The following is a 25,402-nucleotide window of genomic DNA, read 5'->3' as shown; positions in this document are numbered from 1 at the left end:
ATTTGGCCCAAACCAATTTTATACCTACAAATCCTGAGAATATCCAAAAATTAGTTGGTATTAATGATAACAATTTAAATCTTTTGTCAACCGGCTATAATGCCAGTGTTGTTGACACCGGTAATAGTATTGCTATTCAAGGTGAAGACGGCAACATTAAAAAAATTTCAGCTGTTTTAAAAGCTCTTGATAATGTCGTTAATGCAAATATTAATATCGGTCCTGCCGATGTTGTAAGTGCAATGAAAATGGCAGATAAGGGAACAACAGAATATTTTCCTGACTTGTACAAAAAGATTTTAATTCGGGATGCTAAAGGCAAACCGATTAGAGTTAAAAACATGGGACAGAAAAGATATGTTGAAGCAATTGAAAAAAATGATGTGGTATTTGGTATTGGTCCTGCTGGTACCGGTAAAACATTCATAGCGGTAGTCTGCGCAGTTGCTGCTTTTAAAAAAGGTGAAGTTTCAAGAATAATTTTAACTCGCCCTGCTGTTGAAGCCGGGGAATCCTTGGGCTTTTTACCCGGTGATTTAAAAGAGAAAGTTGATCCTTATTTAAGGCCTATTTATGATTCGCTCTATGCCATACTGGGAACTAACACTACTGACCATCTAATGGAACGTGGTGTAATTGAAGTTGCTCCTTTAGCTTATATGCGGGGGCGTACTTTAGATGATGCTTTTGTTATCTTAGATGAAGCGCAAAATACCACTGATGCTCAGATGAAAATGTTTTTGACCAGACTTGGTTTTAATTCCAAAATGATTGTTAATGGCGATATGACGCAAGTTGACCTGCCAGGAAGACAGCGTAGCGGCCTAATTGATGCCGAACGTATTTTGAAAAAGATTGAGCAGATTAAGTTTATTTGGTTCTCAGCAAATGATGTTGTGCGTCACCCTGTAGTTGCCAAAATTATTAATGCGTATGAAAAGGAAGAAAAGCAGAATTAATGGCCCCAATTGATATTACCTATAATGATGAAGTTGGTTTTTTAACAAACCAGGAGCGTGATTGGAAAGACTGGATCTTTCAGCTGTTATTACTTGCTAAAGATAAGATTAATAAGAAAAATAATCTGGAATTGAGCATTAATTTCGTTGATGAAAAGCATAGTAATGAAATTAATAAAAAATATCGCGGTAAAGATAGACCTACTGATGTTATTTCTTTTGCAATTGAAGATGGTGAGGAACTAATTGATTTTAGTTCCTTTGAATCCGACCCTGATTTTTATGAAGATATAGGAGATTTGTTCATGTGTCCAGACGTAATTGAGCGTCATAGCAAAGAATATGGCACCGGTTGGGATCGTGAATTTGGCTATACCTTAGTACATGGCTTTTTGCACCTCAATGGTTTTGACCATATTGAACCTAATGAAGCAAAAGAAATGTTTAAAATTCAGGGTCAGGTATTAGAAGAATATGGCTTGCCCTTATATTCGAACCAGCTTGATGAAGGTAGAGGAAAATAATGGTTGAAAATAATAACAATAAATCTGGTTTTGTGGCATTATTAGGTCGACCTAATGTTGGTAAATCCACTTTAATGAATTATTTGGTTGGTCAAAAAGTTGCTATAACTTCTAATAAACCACAAACTACACGTAATAAAATTTCAGGAATTTTGACTACTGACGATATGCAAGCAATATTTGTCGATACTCCAGGAATTTTTAAGCCCCACCTAAATTTAGATGAATACATGGATAAAGCCAGCTTGTCTAGCTTAAAAGATGTTGACTTCATTTTGTTCATGGTAGAACCTGAAGAAATGGGTAAAGGTGACGCTTATATAGCAAGTATGCTCAAGGATGTTAAAGTACCAGTTATACTTCTTATTAATAAAGTAGACCAAGTAAATCCTAATGAACTATTACCAATTATTGATCAATACCGCAATTTGAATATTTTTAAAGAATTTCTCCCTGTTTCGGCAACTCAGGGTGTCGGCATTAGCGACTTAATGCAAGTATTGCATCAATATTTGCCAGAAGGACCAAAGTACTTTGGTTCCGATCAAATAACAGATCGTCCAGAATATTTCATGGTTGCTGAGTTAATTCGCGAACAAATTTTAAAATTAACTGCAGAAGAAGTACCACACGCAGCAGCGGTTTGGGTTGAGCAAATGAATAAGCACGAGAATAATAAACTTCAAATTGAGGCTACTATTTATGTCGAAAAAAGTGGTCAAAAGGGGATTATTATCGGCAAAGGCGGCAAAATGCTCAAGCAGATCGGTATTAATTCACGACGTCAAATTGAAGATTTATTGGGTGAGAAGGTCAATCTGCATTTATGGGTTAAAGTCCAACGTAATTGGCGTTCAGACCCGCAATTTTTAAGGCGAATTGGCTACAATCCAAAGGATTTTACGTAAATGGTGCGTGAGCTAAAGGAAGTAGAAGGCATAATTTTTAAGAGACAAAAATATCATGATGCAGACCTGTTAGCAAAAATCATAACAGAAAAAAATGGTATATTTACTATGCTTGCACATGGTGCACTTAAGCCGAAGTCTAAATTAGGAGCTGCATTACTAAATTTTTCTTATGGAACTTATGTTGTATATTTTTCTGGGCATGGATTAAGTACTTTAAGAACTTATAAAAATGTTAAGCAGTTTGACGGGCTATACGATGATCTGATTAAAAATGCTTATGCTTCTTTTATTTTAGATTTGGTTGACCACGCTTTTATGGAATATCAAAATTTGGGTAAGTATTATGATTTGACCAAATTCGCATTGCAAAAAATTGCAAGTGGTACCGATCCTGAAATGATTACCCAAATAGTCCAGATGCAGCTTTTAGCAGCATTTGGAGTTGAACCTGAATTGCGGCATTGTGTTATTTGCGGTCAAGATCAAGGAGAGTTTGATTACTCAATTAAAAATGGCGGTATTTTGTGTAAAAAACATTTTTATACTGATCCAGGTCGCATGCACTTAAAGCCGAAAGAAGTTGCTGTTTTAAGGACAATATTTTTGCTTCCGTTTGAACACTTAGGCAGCATTAAAATTAATAACTCTACCAAAAAGGCGACACGAAAAGCAATTGACCGTATCTATCAAGATACAATTGACATTAATCTTAAAACTAAAAAATTTTTAGATGAATTGAAATTAATGGACTAAGCCTTTAGGTTGCATGCTTTTTATGATAAAATAATAATGTATTTTGGCAATGATGAGGATAAAAAAAGTACTAGATAAGCGAGTGCTGTATAGTGTAAGAGCACCTAGGAAAAGGCACCTCTAGCTAAATGAATTAAGAGCAGGAATTATTTCCTGAATTAGGGTGGAACCGCGACTGAATCTCGTCCCTATGCATGTTTTGCATAGGCTTTTTTTATGGTCTAATGCAGGAAGGAAATACAAATGGCAAATAAAAAATTAACTATTCAAGATATGATTTTTAAGTTGGAAAAGTTTTGGTCCTCAAAGGGCTGTATGGTAATGCCTTCTTATGATGTTGAAAAAGGCGCTGGTACTATGAGTCCCTATACCTTTTTACGTGCTGTTGGACCAGAACCCTGGGCTGCTTGTTATGTTGAGCCTTCACGTCGGCCTGCTGATGGTAGGTATGGCGACAACCCTAATAGATTATTCCAACACCATCAATTTCAAGTAGTCATCAAACCTGCTCCTGAAGACATTCAACAATATTACCTTGATAGCTTAAAAGAGCTAGGAATTAATCCGCTTGAACACGATATTCGCTTTGTGGAAGATAATTGGGAAAATCCTTCTATGGGCTGTGCCGGTGTTGGTTGGGAAGTTTGGCTTGATGGCATGGAAGTCAGTCAATTTACTTATTTCCAAGTCGTAGGTGAACTTGATGTTAAACCAACAATGAGTGAAATTACCTATGGTGTAGAACGGCTTGCTTCATACATTCAAGACGTTAATTCTGTCTTTGACTTGGAGTGGGGAGACGGAGTCTTATATCGCGATATTTTTAAAGAAGCAGAATATGAGAATTCGAAATATGCTTTTGAAGAATCTAATCAAAAAGATTTATTGCAGTTTTTTGATGTTTACGAAAGAACTGCAAAAGAATTAATTAAATTAAATTTAGTTCAGCCAGCGTATGATTATATCCTGAAATGTTCTCATACTTTTAACTTACTTGATGCCAGAGGTGCAGTTTCTGTTACCGAACGGGCTGGCTATTTAGCCAGAATTAGAAATTTGGCTCATGAAGTAGCAGTGTGCTTTGTAGAAGAACGTGAAAAAAGGGGATTTCCGTTGTTGAAGAACGCAGAAGATAAGAAGGCGGGATTAGAAAATGGCTAAAGATTATTTATTTGAAATTGGCACAGAGGAAATGCCGGCACACGTTGTTGAACGTAGTGTTAAGCAACTAGCGGACAGAACACAGAAGTTTCTTAAAGAAAATGGCTTAAAATTTAAATGTGTTAAGACTTTTTCGACGCCCCGCAGATTGACCATCTTAGTGGAAGAATTAGCTGAAAAACAAGATGATATTGATGAAATTAAAAAAGGCCCCGCTAAAAAAATAGCTCTTGATCAAGATAAAAACTGGACTAAGGCTGCACAAGGCTTTGCCCGTGGTCAAGGAATGACAACAGATGATATTTACTTTGAAGAATTAAAAGGTACCGAATATGCTTATGTTCATGTGCAGAAAGAAGGTAAAAAAACCAGTTCTATTCTTTTGGGGATGAGCGAAATTGTTAAAGCAATGACTTTTCCTACAAAAATGCGCTGGGATTCAAACGACTTTGAATTTGTGCGTCCTATTCACTGGCTTGTGTCATTATTTGGCAACGAAGTAGTGCCTGTAAAAATTCTTGATATTACTGCTGGTCGTAAAACTGAGGGTCACCGCTTTCTCGGAGATAGTGTTGTTCTAGCTAACAGTTCCGATTATGAAGATGCTTTAAAAGATCAATTTGTAATTGTAGACGCTACTAAACGTCGTAATATGATCATAGACCAAATGAATAAGCTCGTTAAAAAGAACAACTGGCAAATTAAACCAGACAAGAGCTTACTTGAAGAAGTGACGAATTTAGTCGAATACCCGACTGTCTTTGCAGGATCGTTTGCTAAAAGTTATTTGCAAATGCCGCAAGAAGTTCTGATTACTTCTATGAAAGACAACCAACGTTACTTTGAAGTTTATGATCAAAATGGTGAACTGATTAATCACTTTATCTCTGTCCGCAACGGTAACAAAGACTATTTGGAAAATGTGGTTTCGGGCAATGAGAAAGTTTTAGTTGCTCGCCTAGATGATGCCCAATTCTTTTATGATGAGGATCGTAAATACCCACTCAGTCATTTTGTACAAAAGTTAGATAACGTTTCATTCCACGATAAAATCGGCTCCATGTCTGAGAAAATGAAGCGAGTACAAATTATTGGTGATTATTTGGCAAATAAGTGGAACTTAGATGCACAAACGATTAAGGATTTTGACCGTGCTAGCCAGCTGTATAAATTTGACCTTGTCACCCAAATGGTGGGTGAATTTGCTGAACTTCAAGGTGTGATGGGTAAGCATTATGCTAAGCTTGCCGGTGAAAAAGATGATGTGGCTGAGGCAATAGAAGAACACTATATGCCTACGACTTCAGAAGGAAAATTACCAGCCACTACCGTTGGCTCATTATTATCAGTCGCCGATAAATTAGATACAATCATTACCTTCTTTGCAGCAGGAATGATTCCGAGTTCCTCAAATGATCCTTATGCACTGCGGCGCTATGCTTATGGTATTGTCCGAATTTTATTAGAGCAAAAATGGTCATTGCCGTTTAACGAAGTCTTACCGGAAATCGTATCCGCTTTGGAAAAGAAAACTCCTGCCAAATTGCCTAAGACAGCCGAACAAGAAGAACAAATTTCATCATTTATTCGAGATCGAATTAACCAATATTTACAGAAAAATAATTATAAATATGATATTATTGATGCCGTTTTGGCTTCAAGCCAGCAAGATCCTATTCAAATCCTCGCTGCAGCAAAAGTTTTGCAATTGCATCATGATGATGATAAATTCAAACCAGTAGTTGAAAGCTTGACTAGAATCAATAATATTTTAAAGAAAGCCAAATACAAAGGTCAAAATGAGGTCAAAAGTGACTTGTTTGATAACGAAACAGAAACTGAACTGGCTAATGGGGTTGAGAAACTAAGCAAAGTCAATGACCTTGCAGCTCTTTATGATGGTTTTGTTAAATTGCAACCCGTAATTGACTTATATTTTGATACTAATATGATTATGGCTAAGGACGAAGCAGTTAAAAATAATCGTTTGGCACAGTTGAATAGCGTGGCACAATTAGCCAATCGTCTTGGTGATTTAAGCAAGCTAGTTATTAAATAAAAGTAGGTGGCAATATGGCTGGTCTGATTCCCGAGGAAACAATTGCCAAAGTACGTAATAACGTCAATATAGTTAATGTTATAAGCCAATATGTTTCACTCGAAAAGAAGGGTAAAGATTATGTTGGACTTTGTCCATTTCATCAAGAAAAAACTCCTTCTTTTACAGTGAATGAAGGTAAACAGTTCTTTAAGTGTTTTGGTTGTGGCAAAGGGGGAAATGTGTTTTCCTTCCTCATGTACAAGGAAAATTTAACGTTCCCGGAAAGTGTCCAAAAGGTTGCCGACTTTGCTCATATTGATATTGGAGAATACACTCAAAAGAGACCACGGTTTTCCAATATTTTGATCAAAATAAATGAAGAAGCTGCTGATTTTTATCATCGGGTACTAGTTTCGACTAATGCGGGAAAGCGCGGTCTGGAATATGCGCAAAGCCGCGATTTGAATAACGAAATTATCAATCACTTTAGGATTGGCTATGCGCCTAAGCAAGATAACTTGTTATTAACATATCTACGGGGACATGATTATCAAGACGAAGATTTGCTTAATTCCGGGTTGTTTGTACAGTCGCAAGCTGGAGAATTATTCGATCGCTTTAGAGACAGGCTGATGTTTCCTCTCTGTAATGAAGGGGACTATGTTGTTGGTTTTTCGGGAAGACGTCTTTCAACAGATAAAACTGAAGCTAAATATATCAACAGTCCAGAAACAAAGATATTTACTAAGTCTGAGACACTTTTCCATTTTGCAGAAGCTAAAAAAGCGGCTCGCAGTGAAAAGCATTTGATTTTATATGAAGGTTATATGGATGTCATTGCGGCTTATAAAGCCGGTATTAAATCAGGTATTGCCTCAATGGGAACCAGCCTGACTGATCAGCAAATATATATGTTACGCAGGATTACCAATAATATAATTATTAATTATGACGGGGATGATCCTGGCATCCATGCCGAAGAACGTGCTGCTAAGATGTTTAATCAAGTTGGCGGCTTTAATTTAGGGATTGTGGTTTTACCTGAAAAACTGGACCCGGACGAGTATGTTAAAAAATATGGTATCGAGAAATACCAAGATGAAATTAAGGGTGCACTAACCCCAACGGACTTCTTCCTTAAAAGACTAGCACAAAAATATAATTTAGCTAACGATCGCGAAAAATTAGCATATCTTGATGAAGCAACCAAAGAAATTGCACAATTATCAAATCCAGTTGAACAAGATTTGTACTTAAACAAAATAGCTAAAGAACAAAGTGTTTCAATAGATTCGCTTAAGGTTAATTTGACAAAGTATCGTAGGCAGCAAAATACGGCAAAGAGACATCAGGGTAATCCTGTTCCGCTGGAACCTGAACCAATTAATGATTATCCTGATGCTCCAATTGAAGATGAACAAACTAGTACAATAAATGACCCGGTTCAAACGCGCTTATTATACTTATTCATTCATTCTGATCATGCACGAGAATATCTTTTAGCACATCAATTTTTATTTCCTGATCCAAATTATCAAAAATTAGCGGAATTATGGTTAAATTTTAGTGAAAATCAAGAAAATCCGGCAGTTAATAGTTTTTTAGATTTTATTCCTAACGAACTTCAAGGTATAATAATAAATGCTGAAATGACGGACATGCCTCAGGATTTTTCAGACCGCGAAATTGATGAGCAAATTAATGCTTTAAACATGCGAAAAATTAAAGTGCAGCTCCAACAACTGATGGGTGATTTACAAGACGCGAAACGTAAAGCAGATAATGATGAAATAATAAGTATTACTCGTAAAATTTTGCAGTTAAAGAGAATTCAGGGTTAAAGGGGGGCTTATTGTGGCAGAGAATAAAAAGACTGAGAACAACGAGCAATTATCTTTAGATAAGATGGTCAAAAAAGTTGTTAAAGAAGTTAAAAAAGATAAATCAATTACCGAAGATGAATTTGTTGATCGATTGATTAAGCCTTATAAACTCCAAGGAAAGGCAGTCGACCAACTCGTTCAGGAATTCGAAGATAACGGGATTAGTATCGTTGATGAAAAGGGCAATCCTTCTAGTTTAGCTTTGAAGAAACAAAAAGATGTTGAAAAAGCTGAATTAAAGGATATGTCTGCGCCTTCGAGCGTTAGAATGAATGATCCTGTCAGAATGTATCTTAAAGAAATTGGTAGGGTACCATTACTAAATGCTGATCAGGAAATTTCTTTGGCAAAAAGGATTGAAAAAGGTGACGAAGAAGCTAAACAAGAATTAGCTGAAGCTAACTTGCGTTTGGTAGTTTCGATTGCAAAGCGTTATGTTGGTCGTGGCATGTCATTTTTAGATCTGATCCAAGAAGGCAACATGGGACTGATGAAAGCCGTAGATAAGTTTGATTACAGTTTAGGTTTCAAATTTTCAACCTATGCCACTTGGTGGATTAGGCAAGCAATTACACGTGCTATTGCCGACCAAGCCAGAACTATTAGAATTCCAGTTCACATGGTTGAAACTATCAATAAGTTAATTAGGATTCAAAGACAACTATTGCAGGATTTAGGACGCGAACCAACTCCAGAAGAAATTGGAGCCGAAATGGATATGCCTACTGCTAAAGTTCGCGACATTTTGAAAATCGCTCAAGAACCGGTATCTTTGGAAACTCCTATTGGAGAAGAAGATGACTCTCACTTAGGTGACTTTATCAAGGATAAAGATGCAACTAGTCCTGAACAACATGCTTCTTATGAAATGCTCAAAGAACAATTAGAAGAAGTTCTTGATACTTTAACTGATCGCGAGGAGAATGTTTTGAGGTTACGCTTTGGCTTAGATGACGGTCGCACTAGAACTCTAGAAGAAGTTGGAAAAGTATTTGGAGTTACAAGAGAGCGGATCCGTCAGATTGAAGCAAAGGCTTTGCGTAAATTACGTCATCCAAGTAGATCAAATCAACTACGTGATTTCTTAGATTAAATAGCTAAACAAAAAGACAAGATTTCAAAAAATCTTGTCTTTTTTATTATTTAAAGTTTAAGCCGTAAACTCCATAATTATCAGCTAATCCCCGTTGCTCCATGTTGTATTCAACAACATTTTTGCGTTTACCTGACAATAAGAAAAATGAAAAAGCCAGATAAGCTAGGGTTGTTAAGATCAAATACTGCCATTCAAAAACAGTGGGATTAGTCATGGTCGTGGTACCGGAAGCCAAGAAAGCTAGAATATCAAAAACTGCATGATAGCCCATATTTATGAAAAAAGACCCAGTATAAAGATAAATTGCTGCAAAAGTAATACCAGCTACACTTGCATTAATCATTTGTAAAATTGTGGCCGGTATTGGCTGCTCTATCAGGTTAACAATATGAAGTGCTCCAAAGATTAAACCGTCTAATACAACCGACCATAAGATTTGATGTTGCGCATTTTTAAAAGTTTTAAGTAAGATGTTTAAAACACAAAAACGCATCAACCATTCTTCAGCTATACCAGCTGCTATGCCTTCGCAAATGAACTTTATTATATGCTTCGTAGTGATCTGAAAATCCCAGCTCGTAAGCAGTTGTCCCCAGTTATCTGCCACATTAAAAGCATTAAACAAGCAGTCAATAATAATAAATAAAGCGATAAAACCCAGAACTGCATATTTAGCTCTTGAACTCAATCTCAAGCCGGGAGTTTGATAGCCCCATTTATTCATGGCGACTACTGAAGTGATGACAAAACAAATTGCACCGGTAATTTCAGTTTTATTTAGCATTTGTAGCCAAGAAGGGTAGCAATACATAGTCAACATTTCTAAAATAGCAACTATCAGACTTGAGAATAATAATAAAGTTATGATTTGCCCAATCACACTACTTATCTTTCCCCAGGCCAGTTCTGCCATAGGAACTAACATAACTAGTTCGTACAAAGTAAGTGGAATTAATAACCAGATAAGGTTCTTAGTATTTAAAACTTTGATAAAACTTGCTCCGATTGTGAGAAGTACTAAAAAACATATTTGGATGTTAGCAGCTTGAAAATAATGATTAAATTGGACTAATTTTCGTGCAGGATGTTTTTCGTGTAGGAGTGTTAGTTGTAGAAGTATTAGTATAAACAAAACTGGCAGAACTACCATTGCCCCAATTTTACTTTTGGCCAGAGGTTTGATTTTTAAAAATAGCACAAGTGCCACAATGATCAGAATTTCTTGGACTATTATTTGTCCTAGATGCCAACGCTTTATTGCTTGTTCAGAAAGCATTTCAAATTCTCCTTAGAATAATTCATCCCGCTGACCGTCTAATATATGTTCACCAATTTCTTCATTAAAAAACACCAGTAAGTCGCGGTCAAAATTATAAGCTAACCTATGTTGCAAAAGTTCTTCCTCAGTCATCCACGTCAATTCACCTTCCCTTGATGCTTTGACTGTACCGGTAAATTCAGTCGCTATGTAAAAAAGAACGAGATAACGGTGATCGTTTTCATCATAGAATTGCTTAATACCACATAGACGCGGGTTCTTAATATCTAAATTTGTTTCTTCCTTAACTTCTCGCACCACTGAGTCATGAAAAGATTCATGATCTTCAACATGGCCTCCTGGAAAAGTAAGTCCTGGCCAATAGGGGTCATTGCGATCCAAAACTAAGATATTATTGTCTTTTTTAATCATACACATATTCGTTAAAGTAACTGGTTCAGTTCTATCCATTAAGTAAAAAATCTCTTTCTTTTAAATCTTATTATCAATTATAAAATAGCGATTTAGAAAGAAAAAGAAAAATTTTCTCACTTTTTTGCCAGCAAATTTAAATTAGACCAGAAATTTTGTGGCTTTTATTAATTCGTTCCATTATACTTGTAATACTATTTTAAGTTTTAGGAGGATAACATGGCTCTCAAATATGCAAAGAAATGGAAACTTTTTCTTTTTCTATTTATTTCAATTCTTGATTCATTTCAATCAGTATTTTTAGCTTATCTTTTAAAAGTATTCATCTCCTTTGCTGAAAAGCCTACGGGAAACTTGCCCGGATTAACTATATTCGCTATTAGCGGATTAATTATTTTCTGTATAATTGGAATACTATTTCAATATTCCTTTTTAAATTTGATCCATGATATCAACATCAAAATTAAAGAGATAGCAACCGATCAGATCGTTGATATTAATGATCAAGCTAATCTTGATACGTCATTTATGACTAACGACCTTAAACAAATTGAGACCAGCAAAGTTGTAGCCGAATTAAAAATTGTTAATTACATCCTAAAATTTTTGACTGCTATTATCACTGCAGTGATTGCATCTTGGTTTATCTCCCTGATCTTTTTTGTTGCAGCAATAATTCCGGCGTTAGTGCAAAATTTTGCCGGTAAAAAAATTTCTGCTAATTCTAAAAAATGGGAAAAAGCAAATAGTAATTATACCGCTACCGTTACTGAAACAATTAACGGCTCAACTATTTTTTCTTTATATAATTCAGAAAATTCTATTGCTCAGCGCTTAATAACAAGCGCTCGCAAAATGGAGAACGCGTTACAATCAACGAATTTAGCTAAGGGCATAGCCAATGAGTTAAAATCTTTTGCTGCATACTGTTTTGGCATGATTATCCCATTTAGCGTCGGAGTTTATTTTATAACTATAGGAAATATTACCTTGAGTACTTTTATGATGATTGTGCAGCTATCGAATAATTTCGTAAACCCGCTAGTTAATATTTTTATGTGTGCTAATGATATTAAAACGACTACTCCCATTTGGGCTAAATTTATAAAAATACAAAAGTATAAAAGACCAAAACAAACAAGCGATAATAGTTCAATTCCAGTTTTCAATAATTTGAGTTTAACTAATGCCACAATCCATTTTGATAAGCAAACTATTTTTCAAAATGTAAATTTGGTAATCAAACAGGGCGAAAAAATATTATTACAAGCTCCTTCGGGTTGGGGAAAATCAACCTTGCTCAAAGTCTTGCTAGGAAAATATAAGCTGGATTCAGGCACCTATCTGATAAATGGAGAAAAAGCTAATGGCAATTGGAATAAAGACCATGAACTCTTTGCTTTAATCAATCAACAACCGTTTATATTAAATGATACGATTGAATACAATATTACTTTAGGGCAAAAGGTTACCAAACAAGAACTGAATAAGGCGGTTTTTAAAGCTGGCCTAGAAGAACTGGTCAGAAAAAAAGGGTATCAGTATCAAGTTGGTCTTGGAGGTGAAAATTTGTCAGGAGGGCAAAATCAGCGCATAGAAATTGCTCGCGCACTGCTTAAGCAAAGACAAATTTTGTTAGCAGACGAAGCTACTTCCTCATTGGACACAAAATTGTCTCAAAAAATCCACGCCGCTTTCTTAAAAGAATTTCCCGGAACAGTGATTGAAGTTGCTCATCACATAGCTAAAGACGAGGTAAGCATGTTTGACCGCCAGATTGATTTAGAAACTAATAATAAGAGTAACTAAATTCGTTATTTTATTTTTATCTTATAAAAAGCATTATGCTAAAATTCTATTATAAAGAAAGTAGGATAAAGATGAATTTACGATTAAGTACTTTAGCACAAATGGTTGATCAAGGAGCCCGAATTGCTGACATCGGAACAGATCACGCTTATTTACCAATCCAATTAGTAAAAGAGGGTAAAGTTGATTATGCTATTGCCAGTGACGTAGCAGACGGTCCCTTACAAAATGCGGAAAAAGATATCGTTGCGGCCGGCTTAAAAGACAAAATTGAAACCCGTCTGGGATCCGGTCTTGAAACAGTTAGCGCCCAAGACAGAATTGATACAGTAGTAATTGCTGGTATGGGTGGTAAATTAATGACCAATATTTTAGATGAAGCTTGGTCAGAAAATTTTCATTTTACGACTTTAATTTTGGAACCTAATGTAGGCGAACCTGGTGTGCGTGAATGGCTTTCAACACATAAGTATCAAATTATTGATGAAAAAATTATCGCTGAAGCCGGGCATATATATGAGCTGATTAAGGCACAAGAGGTGGAAAGTACTATTAGGTTAACTGACCGGCAAATATTTTTTGGCCCAGAAATACTAAAAGAAAAAAATCAGGTTTTTTATCAAAAATGGCAGGATCAATTAGCCTATCATCAGAGGCTGCTGTCTAATTTAAATAAAGCACAAGAAAAAGATAGGGCACATATCAGGCAAATTGAAGATGAAATAAAAATGATTGAAGGGGAGTTAAATGACTAAAGTTAAAGAAGTAGTAGCTGTTTTAAAGCAGCATTTTCCCGAAGAAATTGCCAGCAAGGGTGATCCAGTTGGTATCCAAATAGGTTCTCTTGAGCAGAATGTCACTAAAATATTGACAACGTTAGATGTTAGACCACAAGTAGTTGACGAAGCAGTGCAAAATGGAGTTGATTTAATTATCAGTCATCATCCGCTAATGTTCCGACCGGCGCCAAATCTGAATTTTGCAAATCCGCAATATGCCATGTATGGCAAAATTATTGCTCATGGAATAACAGTCTATTCTATCCACACTAACTCAGATAAAGCAGATGATGGCTCTAGTGATTGGCAGGCCGAAGAATTAGGCTTAAAAGACATTGAACCTTTTTGTCCTGATGAAGATGGCATTGCAATTGGACGCAAAGGCAGATTGCCGCAACCACTGTCTGCTCAAGACTTTGCCTATTATGTTAAAGACAAGATGCAGGTAAAAATGGTAAGATTAATTACTGCTGATAATAAGCAAACTATTTCATCTGTTTGTTTTATTTGCGGTGATGGCGGTAAATACTGGCCTGAAGCTGTAGCAGAAAAAATTGATGCTTTTATTACTGCCGATGTTTATTATCATACAGGCCATGATATGATTTCAGCGGGTTTAACAGTCGTTGATCCGGGACACTATACTGAAAAGATTTTTAAAGAAAAAATTTACCAGAAATTAGTGCGGTGGAATGAAGAAAATTCATGGGATGTCCAAGTCGCAGAATCAAAAGTTTCAACCAATCCATTTCAAGATTTATTTTAGGTAAGGAGAAAAAATGAAATATCCAAATTTATTGCCAAGATTTTTAAAATATGTCAAAGTCAATTCACGCTCAGATGAACATTCAGATCGTTTCCCTTCAACTGAACGCCAAGAAGTCTTTCAAAAAGAAGTTATTCTACCTGACCTAGAAAAATTAGGCTTATCTGATGTGCATTATAATCAGAAATCAGGCTGTGTTATTGCCGAAATTCCAGCTAATGTAGATTATGATGTTCCTGTAATGGGACTTTTAGCACACTGTGATACCGCAGACTTTAATGCCGAAAATGTTAAGCCGCAAGTTCATGAAAATTATGACGGTAAATCTAAAATTCAATTAGGCGACTCTAATTTTTATTTGGATCCGGCCGAGTTTCCCAACTTAAAGAAATATGCGGGACAGACTATCATTACAGCATCTGGTGACACTTTGCTGGGCGGGGATGACAAATGTGGCGTAGCAGAATTAGTTACTGTGGCAGAATATTTGTTAAACCACCCAGAAATCAAACACGGCAAGATTCGCTTTGGTTTTACTCCTGATGAAGAAATCGGTATGGGTGCTCAGCATTTTGATATCAAAGAATTTGGTGCTGATTTTGCTTTCACAGTCGATGGCGGGGCTCCAGGTAAGTTAGATTGGGGCACTTTTTCTGCTGCTACTTTTACGCTTGATATTCAAGGAGTAAATGTGCATCCTTCAGTGGCTAAAGATCAGATGATCAATGCTATCCAGGTTGGTATTAACTTCCAAAATCAACTTCCGCAAAACGAAGTTCCTGAAAAGACGGCTGGAAGAGAAGGCTTTTATCATCTGACCAACTTTACTGGTACAGTAGACAACGCCCAAATGGAATACATCGTGCGCGACTTTGAGAGAGATGGTCTTGAAGATCGTAAAAATAGAGTCAGAGCTATTGTCAATCAAATGAATAAGGAATTCGGCACAGAAAGAATTAAGCTTAACATGAGAGATCAATATTACAATATGGCTGATATTCTTAAAGATCACATGGAAATTGTTAATTTAGCGAGAAAAGCATATCAAGCTGAAGGTTTAACCATCAATGAAGACCCCGTAAGGGGAGGGACAGATGGTTCACTTCTGACATATAGAGGTTTACCTTGTCCGGATCTGTTCTCTGGTCAAGAAAACATGCACGGACGCTTCGAGTACACAGTACTGGAATCCATGGCAAAAGCTGTAGATGTCATGATAAAAATGGTGCAAATGAATGCTGCTGATAACAAGTAGTGAAACAAAACTGACTATTTATAACTCCCATAATTAAAAATAAATAAAGGGCTAAAAGCTGCTGTAATAAAGATAAATAAGCTATCAAAAAGTTAGTAAAATTATGCACAACTAATACAAAGACAAGAAAAAGCGTATAAAATCATTGTCAAAAATGGTTTTATGCGCTTTTTTTGTTTTTTTAAGATTTTTTGGACGTATTGTGGAACACTTAAATAATTCTAAGATTTTTTGTAAAGATGCACTTGCCATTATCATTTACTTATTTTATTATATTAGTGTATTACTTAAGTAGTTCACTATTATAATAAAAGAAGAAAGGATGAGTGATCATGCAAAATGCTATCGCACTAAGAGTTGATAAAGTTAGCACTTATGTGGGGAAGACAGTGTTAGTTAATAATGCCACTTTTGATGTTAAAGCTGGTGAAATAATAGGTCTAATAGGCCCAAATGGAGCCGGAAAAACAACTATTATGAAAACCATTTTAGGCTTAATGAAATTTAAAGGAAAAATAGAGGTCAATGGCAAGAATGTGTCTGAAAATGACCATCATGCGTTAACAACGGTTGGAGCATTAATTGAACATCCCGCAATTTATCCCTTCTTAACTGGTAAGCAGAATTTGACCCTTTATGCTCAAAAGCAAGCAGACATGAACAATCTAATTTATGAATTACAAATGGATTCGTTTATTAATAACAAGGCAAACGGCTATTCTCTTGGCATGAAGCAAAAGCTAGGCATAGCAATCGCATTACTAAATCAGCCTCAAATTGTAATTCTTGATGAACCAATGAACGGACTGGATATTGAATCAACGATTCGAGTGAGAAAATTAATTAAAAGATATTCTAATCAAGGAACAGCTTTTTTAATTTCAAGTCATATTCTAAGTGAATTACAAAAAGTAATGACGAGAGTCGTCTTAATCTCTGGAGGGCAAATTATATTGAATAAAGAGGTCGCAGAATTTGAAAAAATTAGTCACCAAAAATACCATTTGACTACTGAAAATAATAAACTTGCAAAAAAGATTTTTGCTGCTTATCAAATCACATTTACAGAAAATGAAAATTATTTGATAGTAAGTCAAAACGACATATACAAAATAGAAGATCTGCTTTTTAACAAAGGTGTTCATTTAAAAGAAATGTTGCCGCTTGAAGCCAACCTTGAACGAATTGTAGTTGATGTCTTGGAAAAGAAAAGGGGCTAGACAGAATGCTTATAAGCTTTAAACAGGAAATTTATAAATTCAGGCATGAAAACATCGCTTTGTATGGTCTGATTGTTCTCATTGTAACAATGATTTACAATTTTTTTACTAATCCTATTATGCGCCAATCCCTTAGCTACGGATTCGGTGCAATTGAGTGGATTCCTTTAATAGTTATTACCGTAGCATCTGCAATTTTTTCAATGGAATACAAGAATAACACGATTATCATGTTGGAGTATAAGAGTTCAAGCAAGTTTCAAATTTACTTTTCCAAGTTTTTGGTTGTCTTGGCCTATAGTTTTCTCTTAACAGTGATTGCATGTTTATTTACCTTGATTTTAGGCATGTTCTTTAATAATGTCAGATATGATTGGTTAGTTAATAAAAATGATAATAATCTTTTAAATGATCTGGTAACTAACCTGGCAGGAGCACTAATTTATTCCTTTTTTAGCATTGGCTTATCTTTTATGCTCATTATGCTGGTTAAAAATAATGCTGTAGTAGTTTGTTTTGGAATTGTACTAGCATTTTTTGGTGCCAGCTTTTCCAAAGGATTAATGCAAACCTTTCCCCATTTTATAAGTACTATTAAATGGAACTTTTTAAATATGATTTTTATTTCCCAGCAATTATCAAATCCAAGCCTTAGCTTAAAATCGAATTTATCAAGTCTTGAACTAATTATAGCCAATATCGTTTACGGCATAGTTTTTATGGTCTTGGGATATTATCTATTCAAACATCGACAAGTATAAAGAGAGGAGATTACTAAAATGATTTATAGTATTAAGCAAGAATTATATAAATTAGTGCACCGCAAAATTACTTGGATTTCAGCTATCATATTATTTTTTCTAATGCTTATTACCGGTTTCGTTTTAGCAGATGAAAGTAAAAAGCTAATTTTAACATTAACTTTTGATTCTTCTGATTTTATAATGTTTATCCTAGTGATAATAGGTGCCACGTGTTTTTCAATGGAATTTCAAAACAATACGATTTTGACACTTTTATATAAATCCTCAAATAAAATATATGTTTACTTATCAAAGTATATTGTTTTATTCTTATACAATGTTTTTCTGCATCTGCTAGCTCTTTTTTATACAATTTGTTTGCAATATACCATATTTAATTATCAGGTTAACTGGTCGACTTCATATCTATATCATCAGCCAGTATGGCTAAACATGGTAACTGCTTCTCTAATAGATTTAGTTACTACAATGTTAATTATTGCCATAGTTTTTTTACTCTCGTGTCTAATTAATAGTAGTGCAATTGTAATCACAGCAAGCCTTCTAATTACATTCATGGGTCAAAGTATTTCTTCAGATCTAATGAACGGAGACAAACTGGTGAACATTATGAAATGGAACCCGTTTAACATGGTAGACTTAACCAGGCAATATGGTAATTATGGCATGTATGTTTTAACTACCCACCTGAATAACCAAGAGCTTTTTATGGGTAGTCTAGTCTATATTCTTATTTTTGTGATTACCGGCTATTTAATCTTTCGCAGAAAAAGATTTTAAGTAAGTAATTGCATAACTTTTAAGTTTATTGTAATATTATAGTGTATTATAAATGTAATACAGTTAGAGGGAAAATATGAAGTTTAAAGATGATAGGCCGATATATGTTCAAATCCAAGAAAATTTATGTCGCCAAATAATTACCGGAAAACTTACACCCAGTCAGAAAATTCCCTCTGTCCGTAATTTGGCAACCCATCTAATGGTCAACGTGAATACTATTCAAAAGGCGCTCAGGCAAATGATCATATCGGGGCTTTTAATTACTAAAAGAGGAGAGGGTAATTTTGTTACTAATGATAAAAAATTACTGGAAAAAATTAAAAAAGACATTATCAGATCTGAACAAAGTAAATTTGTGCATAATATGAAAGCCTTAGGAGTTTCAGCGGGACAGCTTAATTTGATTTTAACTAAACACTTAAAGTAGGAGTAGAAAATGGAAAATCTATTGGAAATAAGAGATTTAACTTACAAAAAAAATTTAAAAACAATTTTGGATAACATCAATTTAAATTTACAACCGGGAAAAATTGTAGCCCTTCTAGGTGAGAATGGTGCTGGGAAGACAACTTTAATGCGCATCATCAGCGGCATGGCCAAAAATTACCACGGGACAGTTACTATTTCAGGTGAGAGCAATGTTGCAGAAAGAAAGGCACATCTCTCATTTACTGATGGATTATCTGGTTTTGCTAATTCAACGAAAATCAAAGAAATTGTCAAATTTTATGAGATCATCTATCAAGACTTTGATCAAAATCAATTTGAACAGTTGCGTCAGTTTATGAAATTAGATTCAGAGATGCGCTTATCTGAAATGTCCAAAGGAATGAAAGAAAAGTTAATCATTGCCCTGGCATTTTCGCGCAAAGTTGACCTTTATTTATTAGATGAGCCCTTTTCGGGGATAGATGCCATGGCGCGCAAAAAAATAATTAATTCGATCATTTTATGGAAACCGGAAAATTCAACGATTCTTGTTTCAGATCATTTTGTCAACGAAATAGCCAGTATGCTTGATGAAATCGTCATTATTAAAGACAAAACCATTTACACGCACAAATCTACTGAGGAGATCCGCGAGCATCATAAAAGTGTTGAAGATTATTATGAAAGTTTATACGATGCGGAGGAGGAATAATGAACGTTTTCAATCATTTGTTTGAAAAGTTACTGCAGAAAAAAGCCAAAAATGTTTATCTTTTAGTTATTCTGCAATTCATTAGTTCTCTAGCTTCAGCATTCTTTACTTATTTTAGTTTTTATTCTGGCAGATTTCACTTTAATTCGCACGATAATCTCGAGTTTTTACCAGGATGGATGGCACTGTTTGCATCATTAACTTTCTTGTTCGGACCAATTTTGTTCATTTTAACTGTAGTTGAAAATGAACGGTTAAATAGAAATCAAACATGGCGTTTAGCACCAATCAGTGATGGCAAGTTTTATGTTGCGAATATTTTAAGTTCATTTGTTTCGTTGATTTATTTTGTGCTCTTAGATGTGTTAATTGCAATTTGTTTTTTATTTTTATCAATATTTACTAATTCTAAATTTGGCAAAAATTTACATTTTGAGGTTGATTTAAACAGTACTGCAATTTTTGATTTTATTGGCATTATGTTACTACTAATTCTTACTTGTCTTTTTCTTTACTTTTTGGTTAGTTTTCTTAACTTTTCCAGTCAAGCAATCTTAGACTTTTTACCACATGCATCAAGTCATATTCTAATTTCTTTTGTGCGCATATTTATAATTATCGTCTTGGTAGGATTACTAGTTAGGCTCTATAGTGTCTTTGCAAACTATATTATCAATATATTTTTACTAAGATCTACAGGTCTTGCGGGATTGGAATCAGTGGTATTAATGATGTTTATTATTGATTTAATAATACTTGGCATTAACGTCTTCTTAATCAATCACTTTTTTGAAGCAGGAGAGAAGTAAAACCTAATACTGTTTCATTGTTTTCAGAGGAGAAGGGAAAAGCATGACCTCTTTTAAAAATTTATTTGGCAGATTCTTTGTAGAAAAAGCCAAGAAAGTTTATTCATTTTTAATTATACAATTAGTTGGTGCCTTAGCATTTTCTGTTTTTGGGCTGCTGATTGGTACAGGTGATTTTGGTGAATTTTTAAATCTTTACTCCGAGCTTTTACCTGATTGGCTAATGTACTTTTGTCTATTGAGTGTCTTTTTTATCATATTCTTTTTTATTTATATGGCTGTCAAAAATGAGCAGATTAATCGCAGTCAAACTTGGCGTTTAACTGCAATCACTGATGAAAAATTTTATATTGCTAATAGTTTAAGTTCGTTTATAACTTTTATCTATTTCATTTTTCTTAACATTATTGTTGCAGGCATCTTACTAATTGTTTCATTTTTTACGGATAAGGCTTTTCGTAATTCATGCGAAAGAATGTTTAAGCAATTTAGACCAAATTTTGAACTGAATACAATTCGTTTAATTTTTGATATCATGTTACTCTTACTTTTATGTTGCTTTTTCATTTCGTTATTGATCAGCTTTTTAAATTTTTCCAGTAAAGCCATCATGGATTATCTTCCTATAGCTTCAAGTGGGTTAATTGTCAAACTATTACATATTTTTATTGTTATCCTAATAGCCTGGCTTTTTACCAAAGTAGAAAAAATTTTTGTCGACCAATTTTTAGGCAGCCTTTTGCATTTTTTAAACTTAAATCCGGCTTACAACAACACTTTACCCTATCTTAATTTAATTGTTGTAGTTGTTAATTTAATAATGTACGTTATTAATATCTGTTTATTTAAGTATTTCTTTGAAGCAGAGTAAATAAAGTAGAGGCATAGTACAAATTTATATCAATGACAATTTGTCATCGAGCAAAAATAAAAAATAAGGGGTCCCAAATGACAGAATTTAGCAGATTATTTAATAGACTATTTAAAATTAAAATTAAAAAATTACACATATTACTTTTTTTCCAGATAATTGCAGCTCTTGCATGTGCCTTTTTTACATATTATGAAGTAATCAATTGGCATATCCGCAAAAATCCCCAAAACAATGTCGGAATTTTACCGGAATGGGCATTATATTTTGTCTTCTTGGCCTTTTTTGTTATCTTTTTTGTTTATTTTATTACGCCGTTACAAAGCGAGAAATTTAATCGCAGTCAAACTTGGCGCTTAGCTGCAATAAGCGATGGGCAATTTTATCTTGTTAATGTATTAAGCACGTTCGTATCTTTTATTTACTTTATTGTACTCGAATTCGTCACAGTAATGATATTACTGTTTTCATCGTATCTGACCGACAAGCCTGTTGTATACTTTTTCCGCGATTTATTAAAAAGCATTCTACGCAATCTTGACATTAATGTATTCTGGATAATACTTGGTACGATCGTTTTAGCTATTTTAAGTTGTTTCTTTTTATATTTTGTTATCAGTTTCTTTAATTTTGCCAGCCGAGCAATACTAGATTTTGTCCCTGCAAACATTAATGGAGCAGTTGTGAAAGTATTACACATAGTCATAATCTTCGGATTAATCTGGTTCTTCTTTAAAATCCAAAATATCTTTGTTTACCAAGTTCTTCTATCAGTGATTCATCCGACTAATTATGGACTTAATCTTTCTAGTAGTTTACCTTTTGCAATTTTGGCAAACGCAATTAGCGATCTTACTTTATTAGGCAGCAATATTTTCCTAATTAATCATTTTTATGAAGCAACTGAACATAAGTAGGGTTACTAATAAAAAGTAGAAACTTACCAACTATTTACAAAAAGTAGTTTAACTACAAATGTTAAAAGGTTTGCGGAAAAAATCAATCTAGTTTATGATAGTGTATTATAGGTGTATTACGGCCAAAGGATGGTGGACTTGTGGAATTTAAAGATAACATTCCCATTTACTTACAAATTAAGCAATACCTATATCGACAAATAATTACCGGCAAATTGAAGCCAGGTAAAAAAATCCCTTCTGTACGTGAACTGGCAGTGCAACTCACTGTTAATGTCAACACGGTGCAACGTGCTTTACAACAGATGAATTTTGAAGGTATTTTGTACACCAAGAGGGGAGAAGGTAATTTTGTCACTGAAGATACTACTTTACTTGATAAAACAAAAAGGGAACTAATTAATGCGGAACTAGATAAGTTTGTACATAGTATGAATTCTTTAGGAGTATCTGACGAACAAATTCTCAAATCTTTATCTGAATATCTTAAAGAGGAGCGTGAATAATGGCAAACCCTTTAGAAATAACCGATTTGGTTTACAAAAAGAACCAGAAAAAAATTATTACTGATTTAAATTTAACACTCAAACCGGGAAAAATTGTCGCTCTTTTGGGCGAAAACGGTGCAGGTAAAACCACATTGATGAGAATTATCAGCGGAGTTGCCAAAAATTACCAAGGCACGGTAAAAGTTGCTGGTTTTACTAAAGAGGCTGACAGAAAAGAGCATCTTTCTTTTACTGATGGCTTAACTGGATTTTCCAACTCCGTCAAAGTTAATGAAATCGTCAAGTTTTACCAAATTCTATACCATGATTTTAGTCTAAAGCAATTTGAGCAGTTAAGAAAATTCATGAATTTAGCTTCTGATCTGCGCTTATCTGAAATGTCCAAAGGAATGAAAGAAAAGCTGATAATTGCTCTAACTTTTTCTAGAAAAACCGATTTATATCTTCTGGATGAACCTTTTTCCGGCATTGATGCTATGGCTCGTAAAAAGATTATCAAATCGATCATCTTATGGAAGCAGGAAAAGTCTACTATTTTAATTTCTGATCATTTTGTCAATGAAATCGCTGCAGTATTAGATGAAGTGGTAATTATTAAAAATAAAACTGTCTGTATGCAAAAGTCTACTGAAGAAATTAGAGCGGATAACCAAACAGTAGAAGATTTTTATGAAAGCTTTTACCAGAGAGAGGAGGAGGAATAATGGCAATTTTTAATCGTTATTTTACCGTACTCTTTAGGTTAAAAACTAAATGGATTTCTCTTCTGTTAATTATTCAGACAGTAGCAACATTTGCAATAACTTTTTTCAATTTTCATAATGGTCATTTATACCTTAATAGGAATATTTTTTCCAATTTCTTTACTTTATGGTTGGCTATTTTTATGGTATTTGCATGGCTTTTCACCGGAATATTTTATTTATCTACTTGTTATCAAAATGAACACGTTAGTGGTAACCAGACTTGGCGCTTAGTACCAATTGATGACAAAAAGTTTTATTTTGATAACATCTTGAGTTCGTTTGGCGCATTGCTATTCTTTGTCCTACTGGAAATAATTTGTACTCTTGTTTTAGGCATAGTGACATTTACCTTCGACAGTCAGTTTCATACCACCATAATCGAAATGTTTGCCGATATTGGCAGACATTTACAACAAGTTGATTTGGAAATTATGTTTAACTTTTTTGGAGCAATTATGATGACTATTCTCTGCGCATTTTTTGGTTACTTCATTATTAGCTTTTTAAATTACTCCAGTCGTGCTCTTTTGGATTTTCTTCCGGAAGCGCTCAGCAAAGCTTACTTTCGGGTAATAGCAGTTTTTGTGATTATTTTAGTAGCCTGGCTTGCAATCAAAGCAAGTGATATTGGTCTACAAATAATTTCGTTTCCGTTTAGATTTATGTTGGGGGAAACCACAGGAACAAATGACGATTTGGCTCTCGCTCTCATTTTAATGCTTGCAATCAATTTACTTTTTTGGTTTTTAGATACAATTCTTTTCAGTAAATTCTTTGAGGCTAGAGAAGGAAAATAAAAATTCGCATACTAAACATACTAAAAGACGCTAAAAAATTTTTAGCGTCTTTTTAACAGCCAAAAAAGACCCATGAGACAAACATTAAAAATGCCAATCCAAATAAAAGACAAAAGGCAAAAGGCAATAAAAGTCAAAATAGCAATGTTCTTTGCTGTTAGACTTTGGGTTTGCCTTGAAATAATAAACGCTATTAAACTGCTCAAAAGCAAGACAATTCCTATAATTAATCCTATGATTAATATTTTTCTAAAATCACGTAAAATAAAAACCTGCAATGAAATAAAAGTCATTGCAGGCTAAACTTTATAATTAACTTTTTAATGATTTGCAGCAAGGTAATCGTACAGCTGATTAATTTCTTCAGGAGTAAATTCACCTTCGCCAGTCTTCATTGCATGAATTTTTTCAACTGACAAATGACTGGCAAAAGCTAAATCAGTATCAGTAACATGATGTTTGACCTGAAAGTCAATAATTGCATCGGATAATTCTTCTAACTGGTGATTCATATTAAATTCTCCTTTACAATTTATTTTAACGGAAAAATACTAAAATTCAAAGGAAATTAAAGTTAAAAACCTTGAATTTTATTAAATGGCCAATACCTGAATTTAACTTTCCCAATTAAATTTTGCCGCTTAACGGGGCCAAAAATATGTGAATCTTTGGAGATATCCCGATGATCACCCATTACCCAGTAATAACCTTTAGGTACCTTATAGGTGAAATTATTGGTATATGGTTGGCCCTGAGCGTTACTAGCCTTTTTAAAGTGATTCTCAAGATAAGGTTCAGGTAAGAGCTTACCATTAACATACATTTTGTCGTTTTTAGAAACCAGTTTATCTCCTGGTAAGCCAATAATGCGCTTAATGTAATAAGCACCAGGGGTATCATTTGCGGCTTTTGGAGCAAGAAGCACTACCACGTCATTACGCTTAGGAGTGAAATTGCGCACAGCTATCAAGCGATCATTGTCTTCAAACGTGGGCTGCATTGACGGTCCCGAAACTCTATCATTCGAAAGAACAAAGTGAAATAAAACATAGAACACACCCAGAATTACTGCCATCATTATGACTACATCCAGGAGAAATTTACCTAAACTTTCTTCTTCATCCTGTTTTTTCATAACTTTTTTTGCCATAAAATATTCTCCTTTATCATGTTACCTTTTATTATAACTGAAATCTTGTCTTTTGAATGTTAAAATCA

27 protein-coding genes are annotated in these 25,402 nt (G+C 34.4%); 23 read left to right on the top strand and 4 right to left on the bottom strand.

The annotated features are described in order from the left end of the window. The first annotated feature begins 2 nt into the window (after positions 1 to 2). The 8 genes from LACWKB8_RS04790 (at position 3) to rpoD (ending at position 9,325) form a co-directional block, all read left to right on the top strand. Positions 3 to 959 (top strand): PhoH family protein, encoded by a 957-nt coding sequence (locus LACWKB8_RS04790; protein ID WP_038522748.1) that lies wholly within the window; start codon positions 3 to 5, stop codon positions 957 to 959. Next, on the top strand, positions 959 to 1,483 hold the full coding sequence (gene ybeY, locus LACWKB8_RS04785) for an rRNA maturation RNase YbeY (protein ID WP_038522746.1): 525 nt from the start codon (positions 959 to 961) through the stop codon (positions 1,481 to 1,483). The genes LACWKB8_RS04790 and ybeY overlap by 1 nt, the downstream gene beginning before the upstream one ends. Beyond that, complete coding sequence (era, locus tag LACWKB8_RS04780) at positions 1,483 to 2,391, top strand: GTPase Era (protein ID WP_038522743.1); 909 nt, start codon at positions 1,483 to 1,485, stop codon at positions 2,389 to 2,391. Before ybeY ends, era begins: the two co-directional genes overlap by 1 nt. Next, positions 2,392 to 3,147: a DNA repair protein RecO gene (recO, locus tag LACWKB8_RS04775; RefSeq protein ID WP_038522740.1), complete on the top strand. Its 756-nt coding sequence runs from the start codon at positions 2,392 to 2,394 to the stop codon at positions 3,145 to 3,147. A 243-nt stretch (positions 3,148 to 3,390) separates the two neighbouring features. Continuing rightward, on the top strand, positions 3,391 to 4,308 hold the full coding sequence (gene glyQ / locus LACWKB8_RS04770) for a glycine--tRNA ligase subunit alpha (RefSeq protein ID WP_038522737.1): 918 nt from the start codon (positions 3,391 to 3,393) through the stop codon (positions 4,306 to 4,308). Continuing rightward, complete coding sequence (gene glyS / locus LACWKB8_RS04765; protein ID WP_038522734.1) at positions 4,301 to 6,367, top strand: glycine--tRNA ligase subunit beta; 2,067 nt, start codon at positions 4,301 to 4,303, stop codon at positions 6,365 to 6,367. The genes glyQ and glyS overlap by 8 nt, the downstream gene beginning before the upstream one ends. Positions 6,368 to 6,381: 14 nt before the next feature. Then, entirely contained in the window at positions 6,382 to 8,190 is a 1,809-nt protein-coding gene (gene dnaG / locus LACWKB8_RS04760; RefSeq protein ID WP_038522732.1) for a DNA primase, read from the top strand. 13 nt (positions 8,191 to 8,203) lie between these two features. Continuing rightward, positions 8,204 to 9,325, top strand: coding sequence for an RNA polymerase sigma factor RpoD (rpoD, locus tag LACWKB8_RS04755; RefSeq protein ID WP_038522729.1), 1,122 nt, complete (start codon positions 8,204 to 8,206; stop codon positions 9,323 to 9,325). A gap of 46 nt (positions 9,326 to 9,371) precedes the next feature. Here rpoD and LACWKB8_RS04750 read toward each other — a convergent pair whose 3' ends face one another. Next, positions 9,372 to 10,604 carry a CPBP family intramembrane glutamic endopeptidase gene (locus tag LACWKB8_RS04750; protein WP_038522726.1) on the bottom strand — a complete coding sequence of 411 codons (1,233 nt, stop codon included), beginning with the start codon at positions 10,602 to 10,604 and terminating at the stop codon, positions 9,372 to 9,374. A gap of 12 nt (positions 10,605 to 10,616) precedes the next feature. Beyond that, entirely contained in the window at positions 10,617 to 11,057 is a 441-nt protein-coding gene (locus LACWKB8_RS04745) for an 8-oxo-dGTP diphosphatase (RefSeq protein ID WP_038522723.1), read from the bottom strand. Between the two features lie 180 nt (positions 11,058 to 11,237). Here LACWKB8_RS04745 and LACWKB8_RS04740 point away from each other — a divergent pair, with 180 nt between their 5' ends. The 15 genes from LACWKB8_RS04740 (at position 11,238) to LACWKB8_RS04670 (ending at position 24,184) form a co-directional block, all read left to right on the top strand. Then, positions 11,238 to 12,827, top strand: coding sequence for an ABC transporter ATP-binding protein (locus tag LACWKB8_RS04740; RefSeq protein ID WP_038522720.1), 1,590 nt, complete (start codon positions 11,238 to 11,240; stop codon positions 12,825 to 12,827). 71 nt (positions 12,828 to 12,898) lie between these two features. After that, a complete protein-coding gene (locus LACWKB8_RS04735) occupies positions 12,899 to 13,582 on the top strand; it encodes a class I SAM-dependent methyltransferase (protein WP_038522718.1) in 684 nt (227 codons plus the stop codon). Continuing rightward, a complete protein-coding gene (locus LACWKB8_RS04730; RefSeq protein ID WP_038522716.1) occupies positions 13,575 to 14,372 on the top strand; it encodes a Nif3-like dinuclear metal center hexameric protein in 798 nt (265 codons plus the stop codon). Before LACWKB8_RS04735 ends, LACWKB8_RS04730 begins: the two co-directional genes overlap by 8 nt. Before the next feature lie 13 nt (positions 14,373 to 14,385). Beyond that, positions 14,386 to 15,627 (top strand): peptidase T, encoded by a 1,242-nt coding sequence (pepT, locus tag LACWKB8_RS04725; RefSeq protein ID WP_038522713.1) that lies wholly within the window; start codon positions 14,386 to 14,388, stop codon positions 15,625 to 15,627. A gap of 332 nt (positions 15,628 to 15,959) precedes the next feature. After that, complete coding sequence (locus LACWKB8_RS04720; RefSeq protein ID WP_038522710.1) at positions 15,960 to 16,847, top strand: ABC transporter ATP-binding protein; 888 nt, start codon at positions 15,960 to 15,962, stop codon at positions 16,845 to 16,847. Between the two features lie 5 nt (positions 16,848 to 16,852). Continuing rightward, the gene (locus LACWKB8_RS04715) at positions 16,853 to 17,608 is read left to right on the top strand and encodes an ABC transporter permease (RefSeq protein ID WP_038522707.1); all 756 of its coding nucleotides are present in this window, start codon (positions 16,853 to 16,855) and stop codon (positions 17,606 to 17,608) included. Between the two features lie 18 nt (positions 17,609 to 17,626). Continuing rightward, positions 17,627 to 18,391 (top strand): ABC transporter permease, encoded by a 765-nt coding sequence (locus tag LACWKB8_RS04710; RefSeq protein WP_038522704.1) that lies wholly within the window; start codon positions 17,627 to 17,629, stop codon positions 18,389 to 18,391. Between the two features lie 76 nt (positions 18,392 to 18,467). After that, on the top strand, positions 18,468 to 18,821 hold the full coding sequence (locus tag LACWKB8_RS04705; RefSeq protein ID WP_038522701.1) for a GntR family transcriptional regulator: 354 nt from the start codon (positions 18,468 to 18,470) through the stop codon (positions 18,819 to 18,821). A 9-nt stretch (positions 18,822 to 18,830) separates the two neighbouring features. Next, positions 18,831 to 19,535 carry an ATP-binding cassette domain-containing protein gene (locus tag LACWKB8_RS04700; protein WP_038522698.1) on the top strand — a complete coding sequence of 235 codons (705 nt, stop codon included), beginning with the start codon at positions 18,831 to 18,833 and terminating at the stop codon, positions 19,533 to 19,535. Beyond that, positions 19,535 to 20,344: a hypothetical protein gene (locus tag LACWKB8_RS04695; RefSeq protein WP_038522695.1), complete on the top strand. Its 810-nt coding sequence runs from the start codon at positions 19,535 to 19,537 to the stop codon at positions 20,342 to 20,344. The genes LACWKB8_RS04700 and LACWKB8_RS04695 overlap by 1 nt, the downstream gene beginning before the upstream one ends. A 43-nt stretch (positions 20,345 to 20,387) precedes the next feature. Next, positions 20,388 to 21,215 carry a hypothetical protein gene (locus LACWKB8_RS04690; RefSeq protein WP_038522694.1) on the top strand — a complete coding sequence of 276 codons (828 nt, stop codon included), beginning with the start codon at positions 20,388 to 20,390 and terminating at the stop codon, positions 21,213 to 21,215. A 77-nt stretch (positions 21,216 to 21,292) separates the two neighbouring features. Beyond that, the gene (locus LACWKB8_RS04685; protein ID WP_038522691.1) at positions 21,293 to 22,132 is read left to right on the top strand and encodes a hypothetical protein; all 840 of its coding nucleotides are present in this window, start codon (positions 21,293 to 21,295) and stop codon (positions 22,130 to 22,132) included. Positions 22,133 to 22,272: 140 nt separating this feature from the next. Next, the gene (locus LACWKB8_RS04680; RefSeq protein ID WP_038522688.1) at positions 22,273 to 22,638 is read left to right on the top strand and encodes a GntR family transcriptional regulator; all 366 of its coding nucleotides are present in this window, start codon (positions 22,273 to 22,275) and stop codon (positions 22,636 to 22,638) included. Further along, entirely contained in the window at positions 22,638 to 23,345 is a 708-nt protein-coding gene (locus LACWKB8_RS04675) for an ATP-binding cassette domain-containing protein (RefSeq protein WP_038522685.1), read from the top strand. The genes LACWKB8_RS04680 and LACWKB8_RS04675 overlap by 1 nt, the downstream gene beginning before the upstream one ends. After that, entirely contained in the window at positions 23,345 to 24,184 is an 840-nt protein-coding gene (locus LACWKB8_RS04670) for a hypothetical protein (RefSeq protein ID WP_038522682.1), read from the top strand. The genes LACWKB8_RS04675 and LACWKB8_RS04670 overlap by 1 nt, the downstream gene beginning before the upstream one ends. Positions 24,185 to 24,504: 320 nt before the next feature. Here LACWKB8_RS04670 and LACWKB8_RS04660 read toward each other — a convergent pair whose 3' ends face one another. Together LACWKB8_RS04660 and lepB are read right to left on the bottom strand one after the other, a co-directional pair. Continuing rightward, positions 24,505 to 24,696 carry an LBP_cg2779 family protein gene (locus tag LACWKB8_RS04660; RefSeq protein ID WP_038522674.1) on the bottom strand — a complete coding sequence of 64 codons (192 nt, stop codon included), beginning with the start codon at positions 24,694 to 24,696 and terminating at the stop codon, positions 24,505 to 24,507. Between the two features lie 62 nt (positions 24,697 to 24,758). After that, positions 24,759 to 25,334: a signal peptidase I gene (lepB, locus tag LACWKB8_RS04655; protein ID WP_038522671.1), complete on the bottom strand. Its 576-nt coding sequence runs from the start codon at positions 25,332 to 25,334 to the stop codon at positions 24,759 to 24,761. Positions 25,335 to 25,402 lie beyond the last annotated feature (68 nt).

Source organism: Lactobacillus sp. wkB8, from assembly GCF_000761135.1.
GTDB lineage: Bacteria > Bacillota > Bacilli > Lactobacillales > Lactobacillaceae > Lactobacillus > Lactobacillus helsingborgensis.
The sequence above is the reverse complement of the archived record's forward strand: the minus strand, read 5'-3'. Positions and strand labels throughout refer to the sequence as shown.

What these genes read in the sequence shown, in the direction of transcription:
- ybeY (WP_038522746.1), top strand. Translation starts at nt 959, where the DNA reads ATGGCCCCAATTGATATTACCTATAATGATGAAGTTGGTTTTTTAACA.
- era (WP_038522743.1), top strand. Translation starts at nt 1,483, where the DNA reads ATGGTTGAAAATAATAACAATAAATCTGGTTTTGTGGCATTATTAGGT.
- recO (WP_038522740.1), top strand. Translation starts at nt 2,392, where the DNA reads ATGGTGCGTGAGCTAAAGGAAGTAGAAGGCATAATTTTTAAGAGACAA.
- glyQ (WP_038522737.1), top strand. Translation starts at nt 3,391, where the DNA reads ATGGCAAATAAAAAATTAACTATTCAAGATATGATTTTTAAGTTGGAA.
- glyS (WP_038522734.1), top strand. Translation starts at nt 4,301, where the DNA reads ATGGCTAAAGATTATTTATTTGAAATTGGCACAGAGGAAATGCCGGCA.
- dnaG (WP_038522732.1), top strand. Translation starts at nt 6,382, where the DNA reads ATGGCTGGTCTGATTCCCGAGGAAACAATTGCCAAAGTACGTAATAAC.
- LACWKB8_RS04750 (WP_038522726.1), bottom strand. Translation starts at nt 10,604, where the DNA reads ATGCTTTCTGAACAAGCAATAAAGCGTTGGCATCTAGGACAAATAATA.
- LACWKB8_RS04745 (WP_038522723.1), bottom strand. Translation starts at nt 11,057, where the DNA reads ATGGATAGAACTGAACCAGTTACTTTAACGAATATGTGTATGATTAAA.
- LACWKB8_RS04740 (WP_038522720.1), top strand. Translation starts at nt 11,238, where the DNA reads ATGGCTCTCAAATATGCAAAGAAATGGAAACTTTTTCTTTTTCTATTT.
- LACWKB8_RS04735 (WP_038522718.1), top strand. Translation starts at nt 12,899, where the DNA reads ATGAATTTACGATTAAGTACTTTAGCACAAATGGTTGATCAAGGAGCC.
- LACWKB8_RS04730 (WP_038522716.1), top strand. Translation starts at nt 13,575, where the DNA reads ATGACTAAAGTTAAAGAAGTAGTAGCTGTTTTAAAGCAGCATTTTCCC.
- pepT (WP_038522713.1), top strand. Translation starts at nt 14,386, where the DNA reads ATGAAATATCCAAATTTATTGCCAAGATTTTTAAAATATGTCAAAGTC.
- LACWKB8_RS04720 (WP_038522710.1), top strand. Translation starts at nt 15,960, where the DNA reads ATGCAAAATGCTATCGCACTAAGAGTTGATAAAGTTAGCACTTATGTG.
- LACWKB8_RS04715 (WP_038522707.1), top strand. Translation starts at nt 16,853, where the DNA reads ATGCTTATAAGCTTTAAACAGGAAATTTATAAATTCAGGCATGAAAAC.
- LACWKB8_RS04710 (WP_038522704.1), top strand. Translation starts at nt 17,627, where the DNA reads ATGATTTATAGTATTAAGCAAGAATTATATAAATTAGTGCACCGCAAA.
- LACWKB8_RS04705 (WP_038522701.1), top strand. Translation starts at nt 18,468, where the DNA reads ATGAAGTTTAAAGATGATAGGCCGATATATGTTCAAATCCAAGAAAAT.
- LACWKB8_RS04700 (WP_038522698.1), top strand. Translation starts at nt 18,831, where the DNA reads ATGGAAAATCTATTGGAAATAAGAGATTTAACTTACAAAAAAAATTTA.
- LACWKB8_RS04695 (WP_038522695.1), top strand. Translation starts at nt 19,535, where the DNA reads ATGAACGTTTTCAATCATTTGTTTGAAAAGTTACTGCAGAAAAAAGCC.
- LACWKB8_RS04690 (WP_038522694.1), top strand. Translation starts at nt 20,388, where the DNA reads ATGACCTCTTTTAAAAATTTATTTGGCAGATTCTTTGTAGAAAAAGCC.
- LACWKB8_RS04685 (WP_038522691.1), top strand. Translation starts at nt 21,293, where the DNA reads ATGACAGAATTTAGCAGATTATTTAATAGACTATTTAAAATTAAAATT.
- LACWKB8_RS04675 (WP_038522685.1), top strand. Translation starts at nt 22,638, where the DNA reads ATGGCAAACCCTTTAGAAATAACCGATTTGGTTTACAAAAAGAACCAG.
- LACWKB8_RS04670 (WP_038522682.1), top strand. Translation starts at nt 23,345, where the DNA reads ATGGCAATTTTTAATCGTTATTTTACCGTACTCTTTAGGTTAAAAACT.
- LACWKB8_RS04660 (WP_038522674.1), bottom strand. Translation starts at nt 24,696, where the DNA reads ATGAATCACCAGTTAGAAGAATTATCCGATGCAATTATTGACTTTCAG.
- lepB (WP_038522671.1), bottom strand. Translation starts at nt 25,334, where the DNA reads ATGGCAAAAAAAGTTATGAAAAAACAGGATGAAGAAGAAAGTTTAGGT.